The 23,399-nt window shown below is 67.2% G+C and carries 26 protein-coding genes; 16 read left to right on the top strand and 10 right to left on the bottom strand.

Annotation, left to right across the window (positions count from 1 at the left end; genetic code table 11):
* Positions 1 to 141 precede the first annotated feature (141 nt).
* The 5 genes from AC3WTD_RS07515 (at position 142) to AC3WTD_RS07495 (ending at position 4,650) form a co-directional block, all read left to right on the top strand.
* Entirely contained in the window at positions 142 to 582 is a 441-nt protein-coding gene (locus AC3WTD_RS07515) for a DUF2244 domain-containing protein (RefSeq protein WP_027493460.1), read from the top strand.
* Between the two features lie 286 nt (positions 583 to 868).
* Positions 869 to 1,780: a cytochrome c oxidase subunit II gene (coxB, locus tag AC3WTD_RS07510; RefSeq protein WP_492613407.1), complete on the top strand. Its 912-nt coding sequence runs from the start codon at positions 869 to 871 to the stop codon at positions 1,778 to 1,780.
* Positions 1,781 to 1,843: 63 nt separating this feature from the next.
* A complete protein-coding gene (gene ctaD, locus AC3WTD_RS07505) occupies positions 1,844 to 3,460 on the top strand; it encodes a cytochrome c oxidase subunit I (RefSeq protein ID WP_008436673.1) in 1,617 nt (538 codons plus the stop codon).
* 46 nt (positions 3,461 to 3,506) lie between these two features.
* Positions 3,507 to 3,650, top strand: coding sequence for a hypothetical protein (locus tag AC3WTD_RS07500; protein WP_185754682.1), 144 nt, complete (start codon positions 3,507 to 3,509; stop codon positions 3,648 to 3,650).
* 112 nt (positions 3,651 to 3,762) lie between these two features.
* Positions 3,763 to 4,650: a cytochrome c oxidase subunit 3 gene (locus AC3WTD_RS07495; protein WP_027493462.1), complete on the top strand. Its 888-nt coding sequence runs from the start codon at positions 3,763 to 3,765 to the stop codon at positions 4,648 to 4,650.
* 355 nt (positions 4,651 to 5,005) lie between these two features.
* On the opposite strand, the gene AC3WTD_RS07490 is transcribed toward AC3WTD_RS07495, so the two are convergent.
* A complete protein-coding gene (locus AC3WTD_RS07490) occupies positions 5,006 to 5,221 on the bottom strand; it encodes a twin transmembrane helix small protein (RefSeq protein WP_492613406.1) in 216 nt (71 codons plus the stop codon).
* A 59-nt stretch (positions 5,222 to 5,280) separates the two neighbouring features.
* On the opposite strand from AC3WTD_RS07490, the gene AC3WTD_RS07485 reads away from it, so the two are divergent.
* The 7 genes from AC3WTD_RS07485 (at position 5,281) to AC3WTD_RS07455 (ending at position 12,502) form a co-directional block, all read left to right on the top strand.
* The gene (locus tag AC3WTD_RS07485) at positions 5,281 to 6,039 is read left to right on the top strand and encodes an SURF1 family protein (protein WP_027493463.1); all 759 of its coding nucleotides are present in this window, start codon (positions 5,281 to 5,283) and stop codon (positions 6,037 to 6,039) included.
* Positions 6,036 to 6,605: a redox-active disulfide-containing membrane protein gene (locus AC3WTD_RS07480; RefSeq protein ID WP_492613405.1), complete on the top strand. Its 570-nt coding sequence runs from the start codon at positions 6,036 to 6,038 to the stop codon at positions 6,603 to 6,605. Before AC3WTD_RS07485 ends, AC3WTD_RS07480 begins: the two co-directional genes overlap by 4 nt.
* Positions 6,605 to 7,780 (top strand): COX15/CtaA family protein, encoded by a 1,176-nt coding sequence (locus AC3WTD_RS07475; protein WP_492613404.1) that lies wholly within the window; start codon positions 6,605 to 6,607, stop codon positions 7,778 to 7,780. Before AC3WTD_RS07480 ends, AC3WTD_RS07475 begins: the two co-directional genes overlap by 1 nt.
* 2 nt (positions 7,781 to 7,782) lie before the next feature.
* A complete protein-coding gene (gene cyoE / locus AC3WTD_RS07470) occupies positions 7,783 to 8,685 on the top strand; it encodes a heme o synthase (RefSeq protein ID WP_027493466.1) in 903 nt (300 codons plus the stop codon).
* A 505-nt stretch (positions 8,686 to 9,190) separates the two neighbouring features.
* A complete protein-coding gene (locus AC3WTD_RS07465; RefSeq protein WP_027493467.1) occupies positions 9,191 to 9,424 on the top strand; it encodes a hypothetical protein in 234 nt (77 codons plus the stop codon).
* A 156-nt stretch (positions 9,425 to 9,580) separates the two neighbouring features.
* The gene (mgtA, locus tag AC3WTD_RS07460) at positions 9,581 to 12,235 is read left to right on the top strand and encodes a magnesium-translocating P-type ATPase (protein WP_027493468.1); all 2,655 of its coding nucleotides are present in this window, start codon (positions 9,581 to 9,583) and stop codon (positions 12,233 to 12,235) included.
* Between the two features lie 21 nt (positions 12,236 to 12,256).
* A complete protein-coding gene (locus tag AC3WTD_RS07455; protein WP_492613403.1) occupies positions 12,257 to 12,502 on the top strand; it encodes a PA4824 family protein in 246 nt (81 codons plus the stop codon).
* Between the two features lie 435 nt (positions 12,503 to 12,937).
* On the opposite strand, the gene AC3WTD_RS07450 is transcribed toward AC3WTD_RS07455, so the two are convergent.
* From AC3WTD_RS07450 to AC3WTD_RS07435, 4 genes are all read right to left on the bottom strand, one after another.
* Positions 12,938 to 13,933, bottom strand: a complete 996-nt coding sequence (locus tag AC3WTD_RS07450; protein WP_492613402.1) for a bile acid:sodium symporter family protein — start codon at positions 13,931 to 13,933, stop codon at positions 12,938 to 12,940.
* 9 nt (positions 13,934 to 13,942) lie between these two features.
* Positions 13,943 to 14,563, bottom strand: coding sequence for a DedA family protein (locus AC3WTD_RS07445; RefSeq protein WP_027493471.1), 621 nt, complete (start codon positions 14,561 to 14,563; stop codon positions 13,943 to 13,945).
* Positions 14,564 to 14,681: 118 nt separating this feature from the next.
* Positions 14,682 to 16,475, bottom strand: a complete 1,794-nt coding sequence (gene dnaG / locus AC3WTD_RS07440; protein WP_492613401.1) for a DNA primase — start codon at positions 16,473 to 16,475, stop codon at positions 14,682 to 14,684.
* Between the two features lie 134 nt (positions 16,476 to 16,609).
* On the bottom strand, positions 16,610 to 16,780 hold the full coding sequence (locus tag AC3WTD_RS07435; protein WP_027493473.1) for a DUF1328 domain-containing protein: 171 nt from the start codon (positions 16,778 to 16,780) through the stop codon (positions 16,610 to 16,612).
* A gap of 145 nt (positions 16,781 to 16,925) precedes the next feature.
* Here AC3WTD_RS07435 and AC3WTD_RS07430 point away from each other — a divergent pair, with 145 nt between their 5' ends.
* Complete coding sequence (locus AC3WTD_RS07430) at positions 16,926 to 17,240, top strand: hypothetical protein (RefSeq protein ID WP_027493474.1); 315 nt, start codon at positions 16,926 to 16,928, stop codon at positions 17,238 to 17,240.
* Here the strand turns inward: AC3WTD_RS07430 and AC3WTD_RS07425 are convergent.
* Together AC3WTD_RS07425 and rpsU are read right to left on the bottom strand one after the other, a co-directional pair.
* Positions 17,218 to 17,664: a GatB/YqeY domain-containing protein gene (locus AC3WTD_RS07425; protein WP_027493475.1), complete on the bottom strand. Its 447-nt coding sequence runs from the start codon at positions 17,662 to 17,664 to the stop codon at positions 17,218 to 17,220. The genes AC3WTD_RS07430 and AC3WTD_RS07425 overlap by 23 nt on opposite strands.
* Positions 17,665 to 17,854: 190 nt before the next feature.
* Positions 17,855 to 18,070, bottom strand: coding sequence for a 30S ribosomal protein S21 (rpsU, locus tag AC3WTD_RS07420; RefSeq protein WP_007081639.1), 216 nt, complete (start codon positions 18,068 to 18,070; stop codon positions 17,855 to 17,857).
* A gap of 67 nt (positions 18,071 to 18,137) precedes the next feature.
* Here rpsU and tsaD point away from each other — a divergent pair, with 67 nt between their 5' ends.
* Complete coding sequence (gene tsaD / locus AC3WTD_RS07415; RefSeq protein ID WP_492613400.1) at positions 18,138 to 19,187, top strand: tRNA (adenosine(37)-N6)-threonylcarbamoyltransferase complex transferase subunit TsaD; 1,050 nt, start codon at positions 18,138 to 18,140, stop codon at positions 19,185 to 19,187.
* Positions 19,188 to 19,323: 136 nt separating this feature from the next.
* Here the strand turns inward: tsaD and AC3WTD_RS07410 are convergent, their stop codons facing one another.
* The 3 genes from AC3WTD_RS07410 to AC3WTD_RS07400 form a co-directional block, all read right to left on the bottom strand.
* The gene (locus AC3WTD_RS07410) at positions 19,324 to 20,043 is read right to left on the bottom strand and encodes a pseudouridine synthase (protein WP_492613399.1); all 720 of its coding nucleotides are present in this window, start codon (positions 20,041 to 20,043) and stop codon (positions 19,324 to 19,326) included.
* Between the two features lie 108 nt (positions 20,044 to 20,151).
* Complete coding sequence (locus AC3WTD_RS07405; protein ID WP_235642455.1) at positions 20,152 to 20,934, bottom strand: ABC transporter permease; 783 nt, start codon at positions 20,932 to 20,934, stop codon at positions 20,152 to 20,154.
* On the bottom strand, positions 20,931 to 21,896 hold the full coding sequence (locus AC3WTD_RS07400) for an ABC transporter ATP-binding protein (RefSeq protein WP_027493478.1): 966 nt from the start codon (positions 21,894 to 21,896) through the stop codon (positions 20,931 to 20,933). The genes AC3WTD_RS07405 and AC3WTD_RS07400 overlap by 4 nt, the downstream gene beginning before the upstream one ends.
* 93 nt (positions 21,897 to 21,989) lie before the next feature.
* Here AC3WTD_RS07400 and AC3WTD_RS07395 point away from each other — a divergent pair, with 93 nt between their 5' ends.
* Positions 21,990 to 22,751, top strand: a complete 762-nt coding sequence (locus AC3WTD_RS07395; protein ID WP_492613398.1) for a ferredoxin--NADP reductase — start codon at positions 21,990 to 21,992, stop codon at positions 22,749 to 22,751.
* Positions 22,752 to 23,021: 270 nt separating this feature from the next.
* Positions 23,022 to 23,369, top strand: coding sequence for a hypothetical protein (locus tag AC3WTD_RS07390; RefSeq protein ID WP_235642456.1), 348 nt, complete (start codon positions 23,022 to 23,024; stop codon positions 23,367 to 23,369).
* The last annotated feature ends 30 nt before the right edge of the window (positions 23,370 to 23,399 follow it).

Here is a 23,399-nt window from a genome sequence, read left to right as displayed (position 1 = left end):
ACATCATTCCTTGATCCAGGTCAAGCAGGTGCGACATTGTTGCCCGTTGCGTTGTCGCGGCCTATGATTCCTGTGTTCCAGGCACGCCGGGTCTCGATGATCGTGCTTCGACCAGCTACCGCCGGCTTGCCCCGCGTGACGATGTGGCTCAAGCCCAACCGCACGCTAAGCCGGCGCGGTCTGCGTCGGCTGATCGTGGTTCTGGCGGCGCTGGTGCTGATGACGGCTGGACTGGTGGCGTGGCAGGGGAATGTGTTCGCTCCGCTGTTTGCCTTGGTGGAATCCGCTGCCATGGCCATCGCCTTGAGTGTGGCCTGGCGGGCTGGCGACCGTAGCGAGCGCATCACCCTCGACGCAGAGTCGCTGGAGGTGCAATCGCTGCCGGGTCGGCGCCGCACGCGTTTCCCGTCGTACTGGGTGCGCGTGCTGCTGGAGCCAGGCGGCAGTCGTCAGCGGTTGCTGTTGTCGTCACATGGACGCGAGCTGGAGATCGGCGCTTTCCTGGCGGAACAGGAACGTGCCGCGCTGTCGAAGAAGCTCATGGTGTTGCTGGCCGATTTCAACGGGCAGCCACGCAAGTAGGTTCAAAAGAGTCTGTGTTGATTATCCAAGTACGCCGCGCCGGGAGCTGTTTGCCCGCGGGGCAAGGAAGAGGGAGGGAATGTATGTCGATACATGACCGAGCGATGACGCCGCTCCGTGGGCAAACGGACCCGGCCCTGCGGGTTGCCCTGCAGCGGCCGTCACGCGCCAGCTCGCGGCTTGCCCATGCAGCCAGCATGGGCTTCACCACGGACCACCACCTGCCAGCCGCTGCAGGGCAACGCGACGTACTTGGATCATGAATACAGACTCTAAGGTGCAAGACATGACATCTGGCGGCATCAGGCGATCATTCACGGCAGTGGCGGCCCTCGCCCTTGCATCGTTCGGCAGCACGGCGCTGGCCGCTCCCGGTCCGTGGCAGCTGAACATGGAGCGCGGCGCGAGCACCTGGTCGCCGGTGCCGTACCACCTGAACAACGTGGCGCTCGGCGTGTGCACGGTAATCGGCGTGCTGGTGTTCAGCGCCATGTTCATCGCCATCTTCCGCTTCCGCAAATCGCGCGGCGCGGTGGCCGAGAAGTGGTCGCACAACACCACCGTGGAGGTGGTCTGGACCACCATTCCGGTGCTGATCCTGATCACCCTGGCCTACCTGGCCACCAGCGGCCTGACCAGCTGGGCCGACACCACCGGTTCGCAGATGACCGTCAAGGTCACCGGCTACCAGTGGAAGTGGCGCTACGACTATGTCGACTACCTGGGCAAGTCGATCGACAAGGTCGGCTTCATGTCCAGGCTGGACACGCGCAGCGACCAGACCCGCCAGCTCGGCTCGGGCATGGACCCGTTCGCGGTCAAGGTCGGCAACGAGAACACCTACCTGCTGGACGTCGACAAGCCGCTGGTGGTGCCGGTCGACACCAAGATCCGCTTCGTGATCACCAGTGGCGACGTGATCCACTCCTGGTGGGTGCCGGCGACCGGCTGGAAGATCGACGCGATCCCCGGGATCATCAATGCGGCGTGGGCCAACTTCACCACGCCGGGCACCTATCGCGGCCAGTGCGCCGAACTGTGCGGCCAGGACCACGGCTTCATGCCGATCGTGGTGGTGGTGAAGTCGAAGGCCGATTTCGCCAAGTGGCTGGCCGAGCAGGAGGCGTCGTCGGCGGCGCCCGCTGCGGCGGCGCAAACCGCCCAGGTCGCCGCTCCGCCGGCCGGCAAGCAGGGCTGAGGCCGCTTGCCGCTACGGTTTTTTTGCAGTCGCATTCCATATCAAGGTTAGAGGTGCAAGGCCATGTCCTACGCAGCCACCCATGATCAGCACGACGATCACCACGGCGCGCCGAAAGGTTTCTTCCAGCGCTGGTGCATGTCCACCAACCACAAGGACATCGGCACGCTGTATCTGATTTTCTCGTTGACCATGCTGTTCATCGGCGGCAGCTTCGCCATGCTGATCCGTGCCGAGCTGTTCAAGCCCGGCATGCAGCTGATGCAGCCGTACTTCTTCAACGAAATGACGGCGATGCACGCGCTGGTGATGATCTTCGGCGCGATCATGCCGGCCTTCGTCGGCCTCGGTAACTGGATGATCCCGTTGATGGTGGGCGCGCCGGACATGGCGCTGCCGCGCATGAACAACCTGTCGTTCTGGATCCTGCCGTTCGCGTTCGTGCTGCTGCTGTCCACGCTGTTCCTGCCCGGCGGCGGCCCGGCCGGCGGCTGGACCATGTACCCGCCGCTGTCGCTGCAGAGCGGCTCGCTGGCCTACGCGGTGTTCGCCATCCACCTGATGGGCATCAGCTCGATCATGGGCGCGATCAACATCATCGCCACCATCCTCAACATGCGCGCGCCCGGCATGGACCTGATGAAGATGCCGGTGTTCGTGTGGAGCTGGCTGATCACCGCCTTCCTGCTGATCGCGGTTATGCCGGCGCTGGCCGGCGCGGTGACCATGCTGCTGACCGACAAGTACTTCGGCACCAACTTCTTCAACCCGGGCGGCGGCGGTGACCCGGTGCTGTACCAGCACATCTTCTGGTTCTTCGGCCATCCCGAGGTGTACATCATGATCCTGCCGGCGTTCGGGATCATCTCGGAGATCGTGCCGACCTTCGCGCGCAAGCCGATCTTCGGCTACAAGGCGATGGTGTTCGCGATCGCCTGCATCGCCTTCCTGTCGTTCATCGTGTGGGCGCACCACATGTTCGCGGTGGGCCTGCCACTGGGCGCCGAAGTCTTCTTCATGTACGCCACCATGCTGATCTCGGTGCCGACCGGCGTGAAGGTGTTCAACTGGGTGGCCACCATGTGGGGCGGCTCGATGACCTTCGAGACGCCGATGCTGTTCGCCATCGCCTTCATCATCCTGTTCACCATCGGCGGCTTCTCCGGCCTGATGATGGCGTTGGTGCCGGCCGACTTCCAGTATCACGACACCTACTTCATCGTGGCGCATTTCCACTACGTGCTGGTCACCGGCGCACTGTTCGCGATCATCGGCGCTGCGTACTACTGGATGCCGAAGTGGACCGGCAACATGTACAACGAGTTCTGGGGCAAGGTGCACTTCTGGAACAGCGTGATCTGGGTCAACGTGCTGTTCTTCCCGCAGCACTTCCTGGGCCTGGCCGGCATGCCGCGCCGCATCCCCGACTACAACGTGGCGTTCGCCAACTTCAACATGATCAGCTCGATCGGCGGCTTCCTGTTCGGCGCCACCCAGCTGATCTTCGTGGGCGTGCTGATCCACTGCGCGTTCTTCTCGAAGAAGAAGGCCACCGATCGCGTATGGGAAGGGGCCAAGGGCCTGGAGTGGACCATCCCGTCGCCGGCGCCGCACCACACCTTCGAGGTGCCGCCGGTGATCAACGACGATGAACTGGCTCACGGCCACGTCAACGATTGACCGTCATGCCGGCCGTGGCCGGCATGCTCCTCGGGAGCAAGCAGAGATGGCGCAGCAGACGATTCATACGGCAACGGCCCAGCCGGACGGGAAATCCCGCCGCGGCGTGCGGCGCACGGTCACGATACTTGCCGTGGTCGCGCTGGCGGTCTACCTGTCGACGTTCCTGCAGATTCTGCTGATGAAATAGCGGTCCACGCGTTACAGGTGTCCTTCAACCGGCGCGGTTCGGCGGCCGGCGTGCAGTTCCCCGGTCGCTGCGACGGGGCAAAGTCATCAAGAGAAATCCACGGGGTTACACCATGGGTCAGCAACACGACGCTTACTTCGTTCCGACCAAGAGCTACTGGCCGTTCGTGGCCGCAGTGGTCATGTTCACCACCGTGTTCGGAGCTGCGCACTGGCTGGGCGCGGAGCCCGGCGAGAGCGGTTTCGGCAAGTCCGTGCTGACCATCGGCGTGATCGGCATGCTGGCCATGTTCTTCGGCTGGTTCCGCTCGGTGATCAACGAGTCGCTGGCCGGCAGCTACAACCACCAGGTGGATACCTCATTCCGCATGGGCATGATGTGGTTCATCTTCTCCGAGGTGATGTTCTTCGGCGCATTCTTCGGCGCGCTGTTCTACATCCGCATGTTCTCGGTGCCGTGGCTCGGCGGTCACGGCCACGGCGTGCTGACCCACGAATTCCTGTGGAGCGACTACACGGCCGCGTGGGGCGCCAATGGCGGCAACGGCCCGGAACAGGCCGGCGGCGCGTTCCGCACCGTGCCGGCGTGGGGCCTGCCGCTGCTCAACACGGTGATCCTGCTCACCTCCAGCGTCACCGTGACGATCGCGCACCACGCGCTGCGCGCCGGCCATCGCGGCAAGATCCTGCTGTTCCTGGGGCTGACCGTGCTGCTGGGCGCCACCTTCCTGTACTTCCAGGCGCACGAGTACATGGAGGCGTACAAGGAATTGAACCTGACCCTGCACAGCGGCGTCTACGGTTCGACCTTCTTCATGCTCACCGGCTTCCACGGCCTGCACGTGACACTGGGCACGATCATGCTGGCGGTGATCTGGCTGCGCGTACTGAAGGGGCATTTCGACAAGGACCATCACTTCGGCTTCGAGGCGGTGGCGTGGTACTGGCACTTTGTCGACGTGGTCTGGCTCGGCCTGTTCATGTTCGTTTATATCCTCTGACTTCACGCGACGTCCTGTCGCGAAAGGCAAAGATCAAGAAACCGGCCATCCGTGGCCGGACTTTTCAGAAGAGCGACGCGAGATCTTGCTGCGGAGAGCGAATCAAGAACCGGCCATCGGGCAGCTACTCCTGCGTTGCCTCAACTCGGGCATCCATGCCCTCGCCATGCCCTCGTCATGGCCGGTTCTTGCTTTCACGCGACGTCGTGTCGCGAAAGGCAAGATCAAAACCGGCCATCCATGGCGGGATTCTTCATAGGAGCATTGCTCCGGATCGGGTTCGGGCATGAAAAAAGCCCGCCGGATAGCGGGCTTTTCGTTTGGCGGGAAATGGCCGCGGTCGTGGCGGCTACAATCATTGGCCCACGTCGTGCGGGTGCAGCCAGCCCATCCAGATGCCGAACGCGACCATGGCGATGAACACCAGCGACAGGCCGATGCGGCGGGTCAGCGCCCATACCGTGCGGCGGTCGTCGTCCTTGTCGGTCATCATGAAGTACAGCGCCTGACCGAGGCTGAAGATCACCACCAGCAGCACCACTACCAGCGCAATTTTATAGATGGCTTCCACGTGATTGATCCCGTCAAGTTCGACATGGCGAGTATAGCGGCCACCGGCAGGCGCCCGGCGTGAGCGGATTCCGCCGTCCTTCGTGGTGGGCGCTGCTGCTGACCGTGGCCGGAGCGTTGCTGTTCGTGCGTCTTGGCGTCTGGCAGCTGCATCGCGCCGACTTCAAGGAAGACCTTCTGCGACGGTATGCCGCGGCCGCGGCGGCGCCGCTGCAGGACTTTGCCGGGGTGGCCGAGGCGCCGCCGGCGGACGGCTTCCCGCGGGTCAGGGTCGATGGCCATTACCTGGCCGACCGCGTGTACCTGCTGGACAACCCGAAGCATGACCGCCGCGGCGGTGTGCAGGTGTACGCGCCGCTGGTACTGGATGGCCACGCGCCGTTGCTGCTGGTCGATCTCGGTTTCCTGCCCGGCAACGGTAGCGACAAGCCGCCCCAGGTGCCCCCATTGCCGATCGGCAGGGTGAGCCTGCAGGGGCTGTACGTGCCGCCGCCGCCGGTTGGCTTCGAGATGGGCGGCAATGCGCTGGCGCGGCAGACGCAGTGGCCGAAGAGCTCGATCTTCCTGGACCCCGCGCAGGTCGCCGCCGATCTCGGACGGCCGCTGTATCCGAGGGTGCTGGCGCTGGACCCTGACCTGGCGGCGATCTACGAGCGCGAGCGCAACCTCGATTTTTCCTCGATGCCGCCGGCGCGGCATCGTGCCTACGCGTTCCAGTGGTTCACCTTCGCGCTGGCCGCGGTGGTGATCCTGCTGGTCGTGCATCGCAAGCGCAAGCCGCGCCGCTCCGATTCCACCAAGGTCGATGAGAACCGATGAAAGCCGCTGACCCCGCCAACGTGCGCAAGAGTCGACTCTTCCTGCTGCTGATCGTGCTGGCGTTCGTCGTGCCGATGATCGTCGCCGGCTTGCTCAGCTGGAGCGGCTGGCAGCCTGGCACCAGGGGCAACGGCGAGCCGATCCTGCCGCAACGCAACTTTGTCGACGAACAGCTGCGCGTGCGGCTGGCGGATGGCCAGGCCTACGCCTGGCGCGACACCCAGCCGCGGCTGACTCTGGTGGCGCTGGCTGGCCCCGAGTGCGCCGCGCGCTGCCTGGCCACGCTGACCAGCATGGCCGCCGCGCGAGTCACGCTGAACCGCAACCAGTCGCGCCTGCGCCTGCTCTACCTGGGCACGCCGCCTGTGGATGACGCGCGCGACGGGATGCGCAACTACTGGCAGCTCGGCACCGACATCGACGGCAAGCTGGCCGGGTTCCGGCCCGACGTGCCGGACAGCGTGAGCGCGCTGCTGGTGGAATCCAACGGCACCGCGTTGTCGCTGTATCGCGCCGGCTTCGATCCGAGCGGCTTGCGCAAGGACCTGCAGAAGGTGATCAAGTGATGTCGTCGCGCTCGCTGCGTTGGTTGCGCTGGCTGGCACTGTTCGCGGCAGTGTTCGCGTTTGGACTGGTGATGTTTGGCGCCTTCGTGCGGCTGTCCAATGCCGGCCTGTCCTGCCCGGACTGGCCGACCTGCTACGGCCAGGTGACCTGGCCGCAGCATGCGCAGGCGGTGGCGCATGCCGACGTGGCGTTCCCGGATCGCCCGTACGAAGCGCACAAAGCCTGGCGCGAGCAGGTGCACCGCTTCCTCGCCGGCACGCTCGGCGTGCTGGTGCTGCTGCTGGCGTTGCTGGCGAGCTGGCGGCGTCGCGATGCGCTGCTGGCGGTACTCGCCGGCGCCGTATTCGCCGCGTTCGGCGTGGGCCTGTACATGCGCGGCGAACACCTGTGGTCGTCGCTACTGGCGGCCTGCGCGATCGCGCTGCCGCTGATCGCCGCGATCCGCCTGCCGCGGCCCGGCGCCTGGAAGATCTGCGTGCTGGCGCTGGCGGTGATCATCTTCCAGGCGATGCTCGGCATGTGGACGGTGACCTTGCTGCTCAAGCCCATCGTGGTGATGGGCCACCTGCTCGGCGGCATGGCCACGTTCGCGCTGCTGGCCTACGCCGCGCTGCGTTTCGCCGGCGTGGCGGCAGCGGGCGATGGCCTTGCCGACCTGCGCCGGCTGGTGGCCGTCGGCATCGTGCTGCTGCTGTGCCAGATCGCGCTGGGCGGCTGGACCTCGGCGAATTACGCCGCGCTGGCCTGCGGCTACGGCCCGGGCTCGTTCCCCGAGTGCCTCGGCCAGTGGGCGCCGCCCGCCGATTTCCGCGAGGGCTTCGTGTTGTGGCGCGGCATCGGCGTGAACTACGAGGGTGGCGTGCTCGACATGGCCGCGCGCAGCGCGATCCAGATCGCGCACCGGCTGGGCGCGCTGGTGGTGTTCTGCTACCTCGGCTGGCTGGCGGTTCGCACGGCGCGGCATGGCCTGCGCGCGCTGGGCTTGGCGATCGCGCTGGCGCTGGCGGCCCAAGTGCTGCTGGGCATCAGCAACGTGTACTTCGGCCTGCCGCTGGCGGTGGCGACCGCACACAATGGGATAGCGGCCCTGCTGCTGTTCACCCTGTTGGCCACGCTGGCGCGCACGCAGCGGCGGCATGACGCGTCGATGTTCCTGTCGTTGGGGCGAGCGTGAAGATGAGCGTTTTCCATGAGTACCTGCAACTGACCAAGCCGCGCATCGTCGCGCTGCTGGTGTTCTGCGCGGTGATCGGCATGTTCCTCGCCGTGCCCGGGGTGCCGCCGTGGCGGGTGCTGGTGTTCGGCACGCTGGGCATCTGGCTGGCGTCGTCCTCGGCGGCCGCGTTCAACCAGCTGATCGACCAGCGCATCGACAAGGTGATGGTGCGCACGGCGCACCGGCCGCTGGCCACCGGCCATCTCAATCCGCGCCAGGTGTTCGTGTTCGCGCTGGTGCTGGGCATCGCCTCGATGCTGGTGCTGGTGCTGTGGGTCAACACGTTGACCGCGGTGCTGACTTTCGCCGGCCTGATCGGCTACGCGGTGATCTACACCGCGTTCCTGAAGCGCGCCTCGCCGCAGAACATCGTGATCGGCGGCCTGGCCGGGGCGATCCCGCCGGTGCTGGGCTGGACCGCGGTTACCGGCGCGCTGCACCCGTACGCGCTGCAGCTGTGCCTGATCATCTTCGTGTGGACGCCGCCGCACTTCTGGGCGCTGGCGATCTTCCGCCGGGACGACTACTCGCGCGCGCAGGTGCCGATGCTGCCGGTGACCCACGGCGTGGTGTTCACCCGCTGGCACATCCTGTTCTACACCGTGCTGCTGGTGCTGGTGACCCTGCTGCCGGCGCTGACCGGGATGAGCGGGCTGGTCTACCTGGGTGGTGCCGCGGTGCTGGGCGGGGCGTTCCTCTATTACGCGGTGCGTCTGCTGAATCCGCCGGACGAGCTGTACGCGATGAGGGTGTTCAGCTACTCCATCGTCTACCTGATGGCGCTGTTCGCGTTCCTGCTGGTCGACCACTGGCTGCTGCCGCCGCTGATGCCTTCAGGCCCGTCGTCGGTATCGATCGGCTGAGAGGTTGTGATTTTTTCAACCGCTCAGACCGGCCACGGCGAGGGCATGGCGAGGGCATGGATGCCCGAGTTGAGGCAACGCAGGAGCGGTTGCCCGATGGCCGGGCATGAAACAGTCACGCGAGTGACTGTTTCATGTGAGCGAGTCCGGGCGTGTACCGGACTCGCGACTGAAGAAAACCACGGGAAGTGGTTTTCTTCACAAGCGCTGAGCGGCGATCGTGCGAACTTTCGTCGTCGCGGGCATTGACAATGCGCTGCTGCAATACAACAATACGCGCGCCCTCCGGCGCGCTCGCGCTGGCTGGCTTCCTGTCCTGACTAACCAAGGCATATGGACGTTTACCCTAGTCGCAACGTCGACATCCGCTCGCATCGGGTGCCGGCATTGCATAACAAGCTGATGATCTGCGGCGACCGCCCGCGGTCGGCTGGCGCTTTCCTCGACTAGGGAAGACCGGCCCACCTCCCGCGGCGCCGTGGGCGCCGTAACGAGGAGATGGGCCATGAAGCTCCTTCGCGATTCCGCTCTGTTGCGCACACTGTGCCGGCTGCTGGTCGACCGTCGCAAGACCGTGCGCGCGCCCTACACCATCACCGTGCCCGCCCCGCTGGAACGTCCCGCCGGCGGCAGCGTGGTCGAGCTGCCGCGCCGTGCTGACGCCGGCGAGCGCGCCGCGTCGACGCAACAGGTCCGCTTGCCATCGTCCGGCCATCTCGCGCTGGTATCCAGTCGCTGATGGTCGCCCCGACCTCATGCAAGGGGTGGCCTCCGCCAGCGGCGGAGCCATCGCGGCCGCGTGCGCGGCCATGCGCAACCATGCCGGCGCGTCTGGCGGATTGATTCCGCGGACTCGCACCGGTGGCAGGCAACAGCGGGTTCACGGAAGCGGGTCATGATCAAGCAATCCATCCAGGGCGCCCTCCCGAAGGCGCCGGGCAAGAGCGCGCCGGCACCGGCGCACGTGGCGGCCGCGCAGGAGGCGTTCCGCGACAACCAGGCGCTGCTTGCCGCGCTGGACACCACGCCGGCCGGCCTCGACGAGGGGCAGATCGCCGCGCGGCTGGGGCGCGACGGCGTCAACGAGGTCTCGCACGAGAAGCCGCCGCACTGGTCGGTGCAGCTGCTGCGCGCGTTCAAGAACCCGTTCATCATCGTGCTGCTGGCGCTGGCCGGGGTGCAGCTGTTCACCGATTCCAGCGACCTCACCGGGCCGGCGATCATCGCGGTGATGGTGGGCATCAGCGTACTGCTGAGCTTCACCCAGGAGTTCCGCTCCTCGAAGGCGGCGGAGAAGCTGAAGGCGATGGTCCGCAACACCGTCACGGTGACGCGGCGTGCCTCCGACGGCCACAGCGAGCGCATCGAGGTGCCGGTAGGCGAACTGGTCGCCGGCGACATCGTGCACCTGGCCGCCGGCGACATGGTGCCCGCCGACCTGCGCCTGCTGCACGCGAAGGACCTGTTCATCAGCCAGGCGATCCTCACCGGCGAGTCGCTGCCGGTGGAGAAGGCGGCGCCGGACGCGCCTGGCGTGGCCGGGGCGGACCACGCCAGCCCGCTGGACCTGCCGACGATCTGCTACATGGGCACCAACGTGGTCAGCGGTACCGCCACCGCGGTGGTGGTGGCGACCGGCCCGCGCAGCTATCTCGGCTCGCTGGCGCACAGCATCGTGGGCCAGCGCGTGCAGACCAGCTTCGACCGCGGCGTGAACAGCGTCAGCTGGCTGCTGATCCGCTTCATGGCGGTGATGGTGCCGGTGGTGTTCCTGATCAACGGCTTCGACAAGCACGACTGGCTGCAGGCGTTCATGTTCGCACTGTCGGTGGCGGTCGGACTCACCCCGGAAATGCTGCCGCTGATCGTCACCGCGAACCTGGCCAAGGGCGCGCTGGCGATGTCCGGCCGCAAGGTGGTGGTGAAGCGGCTCAACGCGATCCAGAACTTCGGCGCGATGGACGTGCTGTGCACCGACAAGACCGGCACGCTCACGCTGGACAAGATCGTGCTGGAGCGGCATCTCGACCTGCATGGCGAGGAATCCGACGAGGCGCTGGAGTACGGCTACCTCAACAGCCGTTTCCAGACCGGCCTGAAGAATCTGATGGACAAGGCGGTACTGGAGCATCGCGACCTGGAGCCAGCCGCGGCGCACTACCGCATCGTCGATGAGATCCCGTTCGACTTCCAGCGCCGGCGCATGTCGGTGGTGCTCGGCAACGGCGACGGCCACGACTTGATCGTGTGCAAGGGCGCGGTGGAGGAGATGCTGTCGATCTGCGCCTGGGCGAGGACCGGCGGCGAGGTCGTGCCGATGACCGACGCCCAGCGCGACGAGATCAAGGAGATGACGCACGGGCTCAACGAAGACGGCCTGCGCGTGCTGGTGGTGGCAGTGAAGCAGCAGCCGCCGGCCGGGCGGCCGTACGGCGTCGCCGACGAGAGTGGGCTGACCGCGGTGGGCTGCCTGGCCTTCCTCGATCCGCCGAAGGATTCGGCGGCCACGGCAATCGCCGCGCTGCATCACCATGGCGTGCAGGTGAAGGTCATCACCGGCGACAACGAGGCGGTGACGCGCAAGATCTGCCGCGAGGTGGGGCTGGACGTGGAGCATTCGGCGCAGGGCCGGCAGATCGAGCCGCTGGACGACGCGGCGCTGGATGCGCTGGTGGCGCGCACCACCGTGTTCGCCAAGATGTCGCCGCTGCAGAAGGCGCGCGTGGTGAAGTCGTTGCAGCGTCAGGGTCACACGGTGGGCTTCCTCGGCGACGGCATCAACGACGCGCCGGCGCTGCGCGAGGCGGACGTGGGCATCTCGGTGGATACCGCCACCGACATCGCCAAGGAGTCGGCCGACATCATCCTGCTGGAAAAGAACCTGATGGTGCTGGAGGAGGGCGTGATCGAGGGCCGCATCACCTTCGGCAACATCATCAAGTACATCAAGATGACCGCCAGCTCGAACTTCGGCAACATGTTTTCGGTGCTGGTGGCGAGTGCGTTCCTGCCGTTCCTGCCGATGCTGCCGCTGCAGATCCTGGTGCTGAACCTGCTCTACGACATCTCGCAGCTGTCGATCCCGTTCGACCGCATGGACGACGAGTACCTGCGCAAGCCGCGCAAGTGGAACGCCAGCGACATCGGACGCTTTATGGTGTGGATCGGCCCGGTCAGCTCGATCTTCGACATCACCACGTTCCTGCTGCTGTGGCACGTGTTCGGCGCGAACTCGGTGGCGCACCAGTCGTTCTTCCAGTCCGGCTGGTTCGTCGAGAGCCTGCTCACGCAGACGCTGATCGTGCACATGATCCGCACGCGCAGGATTCCGTTCCTGCAGAGCATCGCCTCGGCCCCGGTGCTGGCGCTGACCAGCGCGATCATCCTGATCGGCCTGTTCATCCCGTTCATCGGGCTCGGCGCCAAGATCGGCATGGTGCCGCTGCCGCCGGCGTTCTTCGGCTGGGTGGCGCTGACCGTGCTCACCTACGGCGTGCTGACCCAGCTGATGAAGCTGGTGTACATCCGCCGCTACGGGCGCTGGCTGTGACCATGGCCGGGAGCAGCGACCATGCGCCACCTGGTGGTGCCATTCGTGCTGGCCGCCATGCTGCTGTCGCCGTGCGCGGCGCGGGCGGGAGCCAGTCTGCTGGTCGATGACGCCGGCACCGTGCCGGATGGCCGCTGCCAGCTCGAATCCTGGTTGCGCTTGCGCGGCGGTGGTGAGGTTACGGCCGTGCCGGCCTGCGGCCGGGCGGGGTGGAGTACAGCCTGGGCGGCAGCGCCAGCGCCGGGGCGCCGTCGGGGCCGTGGCTGAGCGCCGGCCTCAAGCGCACCCATGCTCGACATGGACGAGGCCGCCCCGGGCGCCGCCGTCTCGCTGGGCAGCAGCGGGCGCCGCTCCGATCACCGCCTGGCGGCGGGTACGGCCAACCTCGTCGTCAGCCTGCCGCTGGATCCGTCCTGGGCCGTGCACGTCAACCTGGGCTGGAACGCCGCGCGCGACGGGCCACCGCGACCAAGCGGCGGCATGGGCATGCAGTACGCGCTGGCAGCGCACTGGAGCGGCCTCGCCGAACTCTACGCCGCGCGGTGTCGTCGGTGGCGCGGCGCAGGCCGGGCTGCGGCGCTCGTTTGCGCACGGTCTCAGCTTCGACCTGCTCGCCGGCCACGACCGCGACGGGCGCTGGCTCACCTTCGGCTTCAACTACGCGCCGGGCGACTCCTGACGCCTGGGCGAGCGGCGCCGGTGTCAGTCCGCTTCCAATGTGTCATCCGTCGCCGCCGCCCGCGTGGCGTAGCGCCGCGCCACCACCGCGCACACGATCAGTTGCAGCTGGTGAAAGATCATCAGCGGCAGCACCAGCGCGCCGAGGCCGCCGAGCTGGCCGGCGAACAGGATCTTCGCCATCGGGATGCCGCTGGCCATGCTCTTCTTGGAGCCGCAGAACACGATGGCAATCTCGTCTTCGCGCGAAAAGCCGAGCCGGCGTGCGGCCCAGGTCAGCGTAGGCATCACCAGCGCCAGCAGCAGCGCGCACATCGCCAGGGTGGCGAGCAGGGCGGAGACCGGCGTGTCGCGCCACAGGCCGTCGACCACGGCGGCGCTGAACGCGGTGTAGACCACCAGCAGGATCGTGCCCTGATCGGTGTAGCCGAGCAGCGGCCGGTGGCGGTCGACCCAGCCGCCGATCCGGCGCCGCGCGACATGGCCGAGCGCAAACGGCAACAGCAGTTGCAGCATGATGTCCAGCACGCCGCGCCATGAGGCGCCGCCGCCGTGGCTGGCCAGCAGCAGGCCGACCAGCAGCGGGGTCAGCACGATGCCGATCAGGTTCGACATCGACGCGCTGACCACCGCAGCGGAGACGTTGCCGCCGGCGATCGAGGTGAATGCGATCGACGACTGCACCGTGGAAGGCAGCGTGCAGACGAACAGCACGCCGAGATACAGCTCCGGCGTCAGCAGCGCGTGGCCGAGCGGTCGCAGCGCCAGCCCGAGCAGCGGAAACAGCACGAAGGTGCTGGCGAACACGGTCAGGTGCAGCCGCCAGTGGGTCAGCCCCTGCACGATCGCCGCGCGCGGCAGCTTGGCGCCGTGCAGAAAAAACAGCAGTGCGATCGCCGCGTCGGTGATCCCGTCGAGCACCCGTGCGGTGCCACCGCGGCAGGGCAGCAGCGTGGCCAGCAGCACGGTGGCGAGCAGGGTGAGGGTGAAGTTGTCCGGACGAAAGCGACGCAGCGACATGCGGCCAGCTCAATCCAGCCCGCAACGCGTGCGGCGCCGGTGCCTCCACCACAGCACCAGCACGGTCAGCAGCAGGATTCCCCCCAGCACCCACAGGCTGCTCTGGCCGCGGTGGATCCATTTCACCAGCCACTCGTGGTTGTCGGCGCCGAAGTAGCCCAGGTAGACCCAGATCGGCACGCTGATCAGCGCGGCCATGGTGTCGATCAGCAGGAAGCGCAGGAACGACACCCGGTGGGTGGTGCCGGCGGTGAGGTAGACGGTGGTGCGCATGCCGGGCAGGAAGCGGGCCAGGAACAGCAGCCGGTTGCCGTATTGGTCGAACTTCTCCTGCACTTTGACGTAGCGCGCCGGGGTCAGCACGCGCGCCACGAAGCGCCATTGCAGCATGCGCGCGCCGTAGTGGTGGCCGAGCAGGAAGATGGCGCAGTCGCCCAGCAGCACGCCGGACATCGCCAGCGCGAACATCGTATGCACGTTGGCGTAGCCGAGCCCGGCGATCACGCCGCCGGCGACCAGGGTGACGTCTTCCGGCAGCGGCAGGCCGGCGCCGCAGATCATCAGCGCGATGAACACGGCCACGTAGCCGTTCTCGGCGAAGATCGTCACCAGTTGCTGCAGCAGGTCCATCAGTGTCCTTGTGCCCCCCGGTGCGGACCCTGGCCGGCCGCAACCGGGCATGATCCCACAGTCGGGTGGAGTCCGGCGGCCGCTGCGGCAAGGGTGGACTGGTGGCAGCTCATCGTGGTCAGGCCGAGGTCACCGGCGGACGCACGCGGGCGGCCAGCAGTTCGCGCAGTTCGGCCTTCTCGGCGGGGTCGAGCGTACTCTCGCGGCTCTTCGCGGTGAGCGCGTCGCGACGCTGGGTCGCAGCCTGGTCTTCCATCCGCGCCAGTGCGTCGAAGAACTCGCTGCGCTGCGCCTCGGGCTCGCCCACCGCCAGCGCCGCCATCAGCTTCTGCAGCGAAGGGTATTCCGGCCGCTCGGCGAAATGCTCCACCAGCATGGCGGAGTTGATGCCGGGCCGCGCGCGCGCGCGGTCGAGCAGCTCGGCCAGCAGCGCCACGCCGGGCTTGTCCAGGCGCAGGAAGCGGTAAGGCCGCTCCACCTGGTCGGCCATACCCGGCTGCGCCAGTAGCAGCGAGATCGCGCTGCGCACCAGGCTGCGCTGCACCGCGGTGGGCCGCTGCACGGCGCGACGTGTGGCAGGGTCGGCCTGCAGTACCGCGCGGGCGCCACTGCGCTTCTCCAGCTCCTGTGCCATCAGGTCGCGGAAGGCGCCGTCGGGCAGGCGGGCGATCAGCGGGCGGGCGCGCTCGGCGAGGCGGGCGCGGCCGTCGAGGCTGGCCATGTCGACGTCGCGCGCCAGTTCGTTGAAGAAATAGTCCGACAGCGGCATTGCTTCCCGGATGCGCTTTTCGAAACCCTCCTTGCCTTCCTTGCGCACCAGCGTGTCCGGGTCCTCGCCGTCGGGCAGGAACAGGAAGTACGCCTGGCGCCCGTCGCGCAGCCGCGGCAGCGCCGCTTCCAGCGCCTTCCACGCCGCGGCGCGGCCGGCGCGGTCACCGTCGAAACAGAACACCACGTCGGGCGCGGCGCGGAACAGCACCTCGGTGTGTTCCGGCGTGGTCGCCGTGCCCAGCGTGGCCACCGCGACCGGCAGGCCCGCCTGGTGCAGCGCGATCACGTCCATGTAGCCCTCCACCACCACGATGCGCTCAAGCTTGGGGTTGGCCTGCTTCACCTGCCACAGCGCGAACAGCTCGCGGCCCTTGTGGAACAGCGGAGTCTCGGGGGAGTTGAGGTACTTGGGGGATGAGTTTTGTTGAGAAGTGCGGGCGGGGATGCCTGCTTCTTGATCTTCGCGCGCAGGAGGCGCGCTGGAAATGATGCGACCGCCGAACGCGATCACGCGGCCGCGGCGGTCGAGGATCGGGAACATCAGCCGCTCGCGGAAACGGTCGTACTTGCTGCCGCGCTCGCTCGACGCGACCATGCCTGCCTCGTTGAGCAGTTCCATCCGCCGCGGCGTGTTGCCCAGCGCCTTGATCACGCCGTCGTAGCCGGCCGGCGCCCAGCCGAGGCGGAAGCGTTTGATCGTCTCCGCGTCCAGGCCGCGTTTCCTGCAATACGCCTGGACCTCGGCGCTGCGCGGCAGCTCGCCCTCGTACCAGGCCGTGGCGGCATCGAGCAGCGCGTACAGGTCGGTCTTGTCCTCGCGCGGGCGTTCGTCGCGGCCGCCCTCGCGCGGCACCGTCAGGCCCACCGACTGCGCCAGCTCCTCGACGGCGTCGGGAAACTCCAGCCGCTCGTAGTCCATCAGGAACTTCACCGCGCTGCCGTGCGCGCTGCAGCCGAAGCAATGGAAGAACTGCTTGGCCGGGCTGACGTAGAACGAGGGCGTGCGCTCGTTGTGGAACGGGCAGCAGGCGGTCCATTCGCGCCCGGCCTTCTTCAGCGGCACGCGCCGCTCGATCACGTCGACGATGTCGACGCGGGCGAGCAGTTCGTCGATGAAGCTGTCGGGGATCAGGCCGCGCATAGACCGCCTAGTCTAGTCGGTCGCCGCCGACGAGGCTTGGGCGGCTTGCGCTGACCTGGGGCGAAATGTCGCAGGGAGGACGGCGAGCTGCCGTCTCCAGGCCGTTCCCGTCCCGCCGCCGATCCGAAGCGTTGCTAGACCAGGCTGACCACGCCGATCACCGCCAGCACGGCCAGCAGGAACAGGATCAGGAAGCACACGAACAACACCTTGGCGATGGTGGCGGTGGCGCCGGAGAGACTGCCGAAGCCGAGCCAGCCGGCGACCAGCGAGACGATGGCGAAGATGATGGCCCACTTCAGCATGCGCTTCTCCTGCGGCGGCGCCCGCGGCACGGTGGGGTCGCCCGTTGCCCCGGTTGTAGCGGAGCTGGCGTGAATGCGATGCATGGCGGCTTGCCGGTGCGCCGGCGGCACGGCAAGCTTCCTGGCCCGCCCGGAGTGACGAACCATGCTGATCAATGCAGTGATGATGCTCAGGCAACGCGCGATCGTGCGCGCGTTCGAGCGGGCGGCCGCGACCACGGCGGCGACCGCCTGCACGGCGGGGCTGCTAGGGTTGAAGCCGGGCATGGCCTGGCATCGGCTGGTGAGCCTGGCGGTGCTGCGCTGTCCGGGCGAGGGCCGCTATTTCCTCGACATGGAGAACTGGCAGCGGCTGCGCCGGCGCCGCCAACGTATTGCGCTGGCCGTGATCACCGGCGTGCTGGTGCTGCTGGGGCTGCTGTTCCTGGCCGGCACGCTCAGCCGGCCAGGCGCGCCTTGATCCGCCCTGAGACCACGCCCATGTCGGCGCGACCGGCGGCCTTCTCCTTCACCGCGGCCACCACCTTGCCCATGTCGCGCGGCGAGCTGGCGCCGGTGGCGGCGATCGCGGCGGTGATCAGCGCGTCGATCTCCTCGTCGCCGAGCTTGGCCGGCAGGTAGCCCTCGATCACCACCATCTCGGCGCGCTCGACGTCGGCCAGGTCCTCGCGGCCGGCGGCGGCGTACTGGCTGACTGAATCCTTGCGCTGCTTCAGCATCTTCTCCAGCACGCTGAGCACCTGCGTGTCGTCCAGCTCGATCCGCTCGTCCACCTCGCGCTGCTTGATCGCTGCCAGCATCAGCCGGATCACGCCCAGCCGGTGCTTGTCGCCGCTGCGCATGGCGGTCTTCATGTCTTCGGTGATCTGCTGCTTGAGCGTCATGGGCGGAACCTCGGAAGGTGGATGTAATGATTCTACGGAAACGACAAGGCCGGCGTTGTCCTGGGGACAACACCGGCCGAGGTCGAATCCGGAGTGCTTGCGGTGGCTGCGACTGGCCGCGCCAACCGTGTTTCCTGCATGTGCCGCGTGAGGACGCGGGCGGCTCGCCGACGGGCGAGCGGGCGGAAACTCAGTACAGGCGGACCTTGCGCGAGACGTCGCGCGACAGGCGGCGCAGGTGGCGCTTCACCGCGGCGGCACGCTTGCGCTTGCGCTCCTGGGTCGGCTTTTCGTAGAACTCGCGCTTGCGCGTCTCAGCCAGCACGCCGGCCTTTTCGCAGGTACGCTTGAAACGACGCAGTGCGATCTCGAACGGCTCGTTCTCGCGAACTTTTACGTTGGGCATGGAAACTCCGAGTGGTAATCTGCCCCGCTGACGGGGTTATTGGGTAGAGCGAGCCGCGAAGTATACCGTGGAAACAGGCAAATTTTCAAAGCCCGTGCTGGGTATCGAGACCTCCTGCGACGAGACCGGCGTGGCCCTGCTGCGCTGGGAGCCGGACGCGCCCGGCCGCGGCCTGCTGGCCCACACCCTGTACAGCCAGATCAAGCTGCACGCCGACTACGGCGGGGTGGTGCCGGAACTGGCCAGCCGCGACCACGTGCGCAAGCTGCTGCCGCTGATCCGCGAGGCGCTGGCCCAGGCCGGGCTGGGCGTGCGCGACCTGGGCGGGGTGGCCTATACCGCCGGCCCGGGCCTGGTCGGCGCCCTGCTGGTGGGCGCTTCGGCCGGGCGCGCGCTGGCCTGGGCGCTGGGCGTGCCGGCGATCGGGGTACACCACATGGAAGGCCACCTGCTGGCGCCGCTGCTGGAGGCCGATCCGCCGCAGCCGCCGTTCGTGGCCCTGCTGGTTTCCGGCGGCCATTCGATGCTGGTCGAGGTCGAGGCCATTGGTCGCTACACGATCCTGGGCGACACCCTGGACGACGCCGCCGGCGAGGCCTTCGACAAGACCGCCAAGCTGATGGGCCTGCCGTATCCGGGCGGTCCGGCGCTGGCGAAGCTGGCGACGCAGGGCACGGCCGGCGCGTTCCGCTTTTCCCGCCCGATGACCGACCGGCCGGGGCTGGATTTCAGCTTCTCCGGGCTGAAGACCCAGGTGTTGCTGGCCTGGCAGCAGTCTGACCAGTCCGAGCAGACCCGCGCCGACATCGCCCGCGCGTTCGAGGAAGCGATCGTCGACACGCTGGTCATCAAGTGCCGCCGCGCGCTTGCGGCCACCAGCGCGCAGCGGCTGGTGATCGCTGGCGGCGTGGGTGCGAACCGCCACCTGCGCAGCGAGCTGGCCAAGGCTGGCGAAAAGGATGGTTTCCGGGTGTACTTCCCGCGGCTGGACTTCTGCACCGACAACGGCGCGATGATCGCGCTCGCCGGCGCGATCCGCCTGGCCGGCGGCCAGCATCAGGACGAAACCGTGCAGGTGCGCCCGCGCTGGGATCTGCAGACTTTGCCGGCAGCGTGAGCGACAGGCACGACCTTGTGTTGGGGAGCCCGCTCGCGGGCGATGCTTTCGCTTTTTCGAATCCCGAATCCCGAATCCCGAATCCCGGACTTCAAAGCATCGCCCGCCAGCGGGCTCATACGAGTGCATGTGGGGGTCACCACTGCATGCGGCCGGGCAGCAGGCCCTTCAGCTCCGCCTCGGTGAGGTTGCGCCACTGGCCGGGCTTGAGATGGCCCAGCTTCACGTTGTCGATACGCACGCGGCGCAGCTGCGTGACGCGATAGCCGAACGCGGCCGCCATCAGCCGGATCTGCCGGTTCAGGCCCTGGGTCAGCACGATCGAGAAACCGAACTTCGCGATGCGGCGGGTGCGGCAGGGCCGGGTCATCTGGCCATGGATGCGCACGCCTTTCGCCATGCCGGCGAGAAACTCGTCGGTCACCGCCTTGTTCACCGCCACCAGGTACTCCTTCTCGTGGTGGTTCTCGGCGCGCAGGATCTCGTTGACGATGTCGCCGTTGCTGGTGAGCAGGATCAGCCCCTCGGAATCCTTGTCCAGCCGGCCGATCGGGAAGATCCGCTGCGGGTGGTCGACGAAGTCCACGATGTTGCCGGCCACCGCCTGGTCGGTGGTGCAGGTGACGCCCACCGGCTTGTTCAGTGCGATGTAGACCGCCTTCTTCGCCGCCGGCGTGGCGGCCAGGATGCGCGCCTTGACGACTTCGCCGTCCACCCGCACCTCGTCGCCTTCCAGCGCCTTGGCCCCGGTCGAGACCACTTCGCCATTGATGGTCACGCGCCCGGCCGCCAGCCACTCGTCCGCCTCGCGACGCGAGCACAGGCCGGCTTCGCTGATGTACTTGTTGACGCGCATGGGATTAGAACCGGGATTCGGGATTCGGGATTGGGGATTCGGCAAGGCGCATTCCCGCGGGCTTGTGGCTTCTGCGAATCCCCAATCCCGAATCCCGAATCCGGGCCTTCAAGACCTCAGCCCCACGCCGCGCTTGAGCAGCTGCAGCGCGAACACGCTGAGCACCGCCACGAAGCCCAGCATCACCACGAAGGCCCAGCCCACGTGCACATCGCTGATGCCGAGCACGCCGTAGCGGAATGCGTTAACCATGTACAGGATCGGGTTGGCGCGCGAGATCGCCTGCCACGGTTCGCCCAGCATGTTGATCGAGTAGAACACGCCGCCGAGGTAGGTCAGCGGAGTGAGGATGAAGGTGGGAACCAGCGCGATGTCGTCGAATTTCTTCGCGTACACCGCGTTGACGAAGCCGGCCAGGGAGAAGATGGTGGCGCCCAGCAGCACCGAGGTGAAGGTGATCAGCGGGTGCATCACGTGCAGGTCGGTGAAGAACAGTGCGATCAGCAGCACCAGTACGCCGACCACCAGGCCGCGCACCACCGCGCCGGCGACATAGCCGGTCAGGATCACCCAGTTCGGCATCGGCGACACCAGCATCTCCTCCACCGCGCGGCTGAACTTGGCGCCGAAGAACGAGCTGGAGATGTTGCCGTAGCTGTTGGTGATGATGCTCATCATCACCAGCCCGGGCACGATGTACTGCATGTAGCTGAAGCCGCCCTCGACGCTGCCGATGCGGCTGCCGATCAGCTTGCCGAAGATCACGAAGTACAGCGTCATGGTGATCGCCGGCGGGATCAGCGTCTGCGTCCAGATGCGCATGATGCGCACGATTTCGCGGCGCAGGATGGTGTTCAGGGCAACCAGGTTGGCGGCGGCGTTGCGGCTCATGCAGCGCGCTCCCGATCCGGCGCGTGCCGGCCGCTCTCCACCAGCCGCACGAACAGTTCCTCCAGCCGGTTGGTCTTGTTGCGCATCGAGGTCACCGTGATGCCGTGCGCGGACAGCGTGGCGAACAGCGAGTTGAGGTCGTGCGAGCGGGCCATCTCGGCTTCCAGCGTGTGGTCGTCGCGGCGGCGCAGGGTGACGTGGGGGATGCTTGGCAGCGCGGCCGGGATGGCGGCCACGTCGAGCACGAAGGTCTCCACGTCCAGCGTCGCCAGCAGGCGCTTCATGCTGGTGTTCTCGATGATGCGGCCGTGGTCGATGATCGCGATGTTGCGGCACAGCGACTCGGCTTCCTCCAGATAGTGTGTGGTCAGAATCACCGTGGTGCCGGCCGCGTTGATACCGCTGATGAACTGCCACATCGAGCGGCGGATCTCGATGTCCACACCCGCGGTAGGCTCGTCGAGGATCAGCAACCGGGGCTCGTTCATCATCGCGCGGGCGATCATCAGGCGCCGCTTCATGCCGCCGGAAAGCATGCGCGCCTGGTCGTGCGCCTTGTCCCACAGGCGCAGCTCCTTCAGGTACTTCTCCGCGCGCTCGGCGGCGATCTTCCGCGGAATGCCGTAGAAGCCCGCCTCGTTCACGCAAATGTCGAACGACTTCTCGAACTGGTTGAAGTTGATCTCCTGCGGCACCAGGCCGATCAACTTCATTGCCTCGCTGCGCTGCTTGTTGACCGATACGCCGAACACCCGGGCGTCGCCGGAGGTGGAGTTCACCAGCGAGGACAGGATGCCGATCAGGGTGGACTTGCCGGCGCCGTTCGGGCCGAGCAGGGCGAAGAAGTCGCCGGGCTGCACGGTGAGGCTGATGCCCTTCAGGGCCTCGACGCCGTTGCCGTAGGTTTTGCGCAGGTTGTCGACGGCGAGCGCCGGGACCGTATCGGGAAGCTGCGGGGACATGGGCTGCACCGGAGGGGTTAACCCGTATTATAGCGGGCCACGCCCCGTCGTCCGGCCCTGCCGGATGGCACTCACCGTTTCCGGAAACGCTCCATGGCCGACCCCTTCCAGCTCCGCCTCGTCGACAGCCGCATGCTCGCGCCCACCGTGCGCCACCTGGTGCTCGAGCGCGTCGATGGCCAGCCGCTGGCGTTCCAGCCGGGCCAGTTCGTGCAGGTGCATTTCCACTACGACGACGGCACGGCGACCAAGCGCAGCTACTCGGTGGGCACCGTCGGCGACGGCAGCTTGCCGGGCGGATTGACAGAAGTCGGGCGCATCGAAATTGCGGTGAGCTATGTCGAGGGCGGCGCGGCGACGAAACTGCTCGGCGAGCTGCCGGTCGGCGGGGTGGTCGATGCCAGCGGTCCCTACGGTCGCTTCTATCTGCAGGAAAGCGATCGCCACCCGCGCTACCTGCTGCTGGCCACCGGCACCGGCGTCACCCCGTATCGCGCCATGCTGCCGCAGATCGGGAAGCTGCTGGCCGCGGGCGGCCGCGAAGTGGTGCTGCTGTACGGCGCCCGCAGCGAGGCCGAGCTGCTCTACGGCGAGGAATTCGAGGCGTTCGCCCAGGTCCACCCCGGCTTCGCCTTCCATGCCTGTCTCAGCCGCGAGGCCCGCGCCGTGCCGCGTCCCGACGACCGCTATGGCCACGTGCAGAACGTGCTGGCCGAACTCGGCCCCCACGCCGACCGCGACATCGCTTACCTGTGCGGCAACCCCAACATGGTCGACGCCGCCTTCAATGCGCTGAAGGATTTCGGCCTGCCGGTGGCGCAGATCCGCCGCGAGAAATACATCTCGTCGCGCTGAACACGGCCGCGGCGAGGCGCCCGGCTATGACGCCCGGCGGGGTTACCGTTCACCGACGCGTCACGGCCGTTTCACTTGCCCAAGGCTAAATGACCGTGGCGGAGTGACGGACCAGTCGCGTCAGGGTCACGGTTCGCTCGGTCAATGTGATCGCCATCACATTTCCGGCAATGGGTGCGCCGGAATCGATCAAGGTCGGACGGACTGGGGTCGATAGCCCGCTGAGAGGCTCCATGTTCAAGGGAGCGGTATCTCGACGAGGTGAGCGGTATGAGCGGTCCGCTTGGCTTTGCATTGGCAGGTCTGGCCATGCTCGTGGGCGCGTCGAACGTCTGGGCGGCGAGCGGTCGCGTCGTGTTTTCCGGTGCGGTGGTCGAGCCGACGTGTGTCGTCGCCGAAGCCGGTTCCATCGCGCAGGAAGCCGGCAGCCCGGCGGCGCAGCATCTGGCTTGCGGCCGCACCGCCACCGATGCCGGCCGCAGCTACACGCGCGAGGTGATCGACCTGACTGCGGCCAACCGCGGCCACGATCGTTTGCTGGATTATTTCGTCAGCTACGCCCGGCGCAATGCCGACGGCGCCGCCGCGGCGAAGCTGGTCGTGCACACCTACGATTGAACCGAGCGACGCCGCGTAGGCGCGGATGCC

Source organism: Rhodanobacter sp. FW106-PBR-R2A-1-15 (assembly GCF_058789735.1).
This window is presented reverse-complemented; position numbering and strand designations above follow the sequence as displayed.